Source organism: Acidobacteriota bacterium (assembly GCA_034211275.1).
Lineage (GTDB): Bacteria > Acidobacteriota > Thermoanaerobaculia > Multivoradales > JAHZIX01 > JAGQSE01.
Genome location: JAXHTF010000330.1, coordinates 1 through 3,160 on the forward strand (window position 1 = coordinate 1; position 3,160 = coordinate 3,160).

The 3,160-nt window shown below is 62.9% G+C and carries 2 protein-coding genes; both read right to left on the reverse strand.

What is annotated here, in order from left to right:
* Nucleotides 1-355 precede the first annotated feature (355 nt).
* Nucleotides 356-622, reverse strand: a complete 267-nt coding sequence (locus SX243_25610; protein ID MDY7096367.1) for a hypothetical protein — start codon at nucleotides 620-622, stop codon at nucleotides 356-358.
* Nucleotides 619-2,889, reverse strand: a complete 2,271-nt coding sequence (locus SX243_25615) for an RHS repeat-associated core domain-containing protein (protein MDY7096368.1) — start codon at nucleotides 2,887-2,889, stop codon at nucleotides 619-621. Before SX243_25615 ends, SX243_25610 begins: the two co-directional genes overlap by 4 nt.
* Nucleotides 2,890-3,160 lie beyond the last annotated feature (271 nt).

Genomic DNA, 3,160 nt, shown 5'->3' on the forward strand with positions numbered 1-3,160 from the left:
GAGGTAGGCGCGGGTCCATTCGAAGAGGACGACGAAGCGGTTGCGGAAGCCGATGAGGAAGAAGATGTGGACCAGCAACCAGGAGAGCCAGGCGAGAAAGCCGGAAAGGCGGAGCTTGCCGAGGACGGCCACCGCGGATTTGCGGCCGAGGGTGGCCATGGAGCTTTTGTCTTTGTAGACGAAGGGCTCCGGCGACTGGCCCTTCAGGGTGCGGCGGGTAGGGTGGCAGGTGTCGGCAACTATCGGGTTTTGACCCTTTCAGCAAGCTTCCTCTGACCCACCTACGCTTGCGGGAACCCAAGGGAGGCACGATCCGAGTGTTGGGGTGGGTCAGTTCCCGAGTGTTGACAATGGCTCAGTCAAGATCTTCGCTCTTCTCAAGAGCTTTCACAACGAGGGATCGAAGTCTCTCGTTCGACTCACGCATATCCGCCCATGTGGCGCTGCTATCGACGATTTCCTTAGCTTGACCAAGGCGGACTCCTTCGACCTCCCGAACTACTTTCAAGGAATCGACCATTGTTGCTCCTGCTGAGCGCAGTGAAGCAAGAACCTCTTCCAAGGAGCAGCCCTCTCGACGCTTCCTTGATGCAAGGTCGACCAGATGGACGAGGTCGGTCATTTGAATCTCGAGAGGTCGATCACCCGGTCTATCGTCGCGCCCGGACTTGCCGAAGAACTCGTTTGTACGCGCACTCCCGTGATGCGAAGTGTGTCGAATCCAGCCTCTGCAGCCTCACGAGCGACTTGCGAGCGCAGTGTCAGGAACTGCCTAGCTCCAATCTGATTCACGATGGTCCCGTCGTCTGCGTATACGACGAGATCGTTGAGGGTCAGTCTCCGCCCCGAGACAGAGGTCTCAGCAAGAACCCTCACCGTTCCTGCATCAGAACGTATTGCCGCCTCGAATAGATCGCCATCAACAAAACGGCGAGCGCCAGCCGATGCCGCCCTCGGCACCTCCGCCATCGCAAGGGCATCTCTACCCCCCAACTCTACTCGCTTCGCCTGGACCCGACCCACCGCCTCATCCCAGTGCGGCGCCCACGGGACTTCCGGCGCTTTCTGCACGGAGCGGCCCAGAGGCTGAGTCAGCCACCGGGGAAGAGGAACCTTGCGCAGCGCCGGAGCGGCCCATTCCGCCATGCCCGCCGTGCCGATGGCCAACCCCACCTCGAAGGACAGCTGGGTATCCGTCTCCGGCACCAGGTTTCGGCTCAGCTCGATCATCACCCCGAACTCGTCCCAACCTCCCTCGATCGTCGCCATGCTGGCTCGGTCCAGGGTCGCCCGTAGGCGGGGCATCAGGTGGGGCTCCGGGCCGGGGTCGAAAGCGCGCAACCCATGGACCTTCAGCGCCGTGCACGAAGGGCACAACAGCCCCAACGGGTCCGAGTGCGTCACCGGCGAGTTCATCGCATAGATGTAGGGGTTCGGACCGTCGACGTAACCCAGTGGGTCCGCCGTGATGAAACGGCCGAGCTCGGGGTCGTAGTAGCGGTTGCGCGCGTAGACGAAGCCGGTCACCGGATCTTCGGGCAAGCCGTGGAAGCCGAATTCATTGGCGATCGTGCTCTCAGGGGCCAACCGCTCATCTTCTGCTCGATAGGCAACCCAGACCGGCGTTGAGGGGTAAACGTGGAGTTGGAGGTAGAACGGCTCGGCCAGCGCTGTTCCGGAAAGGTCGGTGAGTGATTCTGTGATGGAGAGGTCATGCGTACCGTCTGGAGCTGGAGCACCAGCGGTGAGCCGATAGCCATCCTCACTCTTCGTCCACGACGTGACATACCCGGCAATCTGGATCGACGGAGTTGCAGTGGAGAGATCGATCTCCTCGGTGAACTCGACTTCAAGGACCGCGTCCCGGTACGCGACCTCATAGACCTCCGGGGTGCCGGTATCGAGAATGACGGCATCTTCGGGTGGCCAAGTGAACGGAACGACGAGTGCCTCCGCGAGCTTGTTGTGGAAGCTGTCGAGAATCGCATCGGGTTCCACATGAAGCGTGACCGAAGTACCGGTTGCTGGGGGAGAGGAGAGCTGAAGCTCCACCCGGTGCCGCTGGCCATGGAGAACGGTCGTATCCAGCGACAGGGAGATGGTCTCCGGCGCCGCCTCCAAGCGAGCAGCTCCATTCTCAAGCGCGGTCGTGAGAGCTTGGCTGCTTACCAGGTCTGAGATCTCCAGCCAGAGCTCACCTTGGACCACCCGCACCTGTTCGACTCGGGGAGGCGTGAGGTCGACGTAGATCTTCCTTTCGCCATACGGTGAAAAGGAATAGCGCTCGATGGGCTTGCCGTCCGTGCCCGTGACTACCGCAAGGTTCCCGGAGCTGTCGTAGATCGGCGTGTAGCGCTGCTCCAGCACGCCGTCCCCGTCGGCGTCGTGCTCGATGCGGACGACCTCATCCAGCCCCGCACCGTAGGTGCGCCGAGTTCGGAGCATGCCGTTGACCGAGGTCTCGATGGCGCGCTGGCCGGACCAGGCGGTTTGCACAACGTCTGTCCCTATGCGCTGCTCGACCCGCCGGTTGAAGGCGTCGTAGGTATAGCTCGCCAGGACTGCTCCCTGGGCGTCCCGAACTTCCGTGAGCCGGTTGCGGAAGTCGTAGGCGAAGTGGAGGTCGCCCTTGCGCGTCAGGTTGCCGTTGGCGTCCCACGCCAGGGGCACATCACCGACGGACGCCGGTCGGTTGCGGCCCGAGCCGTCGAGGGGCAGAGCCTGCTCGGTGGCCACGCCGTCGCGGACGGCGGTGCGGGACAGGAGGTTGTCGGCCGCGTCGTAGGTGTAGTGGTACTCCTCGACGTCGTCTTGGCTTTGCGCAGGCGGTGCGGCGAGGGGCAGTGCGACGAGGAGGGCTGCTGCGAGGGCGCGCTTCAGGATCGGCATATTCTCCTCCGCAGAGATTTTAGCAAGACAGCATTGCAGTTTGCGTTAGGACGCAGACGCTTCGCCCTCCGCGTCACTAATAGAGGACGTATGCTCGCACTTTCACGCGGGAACGAGGGGAAGCGCAGGGCCCGAGGGCGAGCTCTACTTCCCCGAAGCCTCCCGATTCGAGCTCTCCGCCGGCTCGGGGGGCTCGTCGGATTGGGCTTCGTCCTCGTGGGGGCCGATTTTGTCGGCGGGGTCGTGGAGGATGAGGCGGGCGGAGCGTTGG

Bases quoted from the DNA above. Each gene is read 5' to 3' on its own strand.
- SX243_25615 (MDY7096368.1), bottom strand. From the start codon at position 2,889: ATGCCGATCCTGAAGCGCGCCCTCGCAGCAGCCCTCCTCGTCGCACTG.
- SX243_25610 (MDY7096367.1), bottom strand. From the start codon at position 622: ATGACCGACCTCGTCCATCTGGTCGACCTTGCATCAAGGAAGCGTCGA.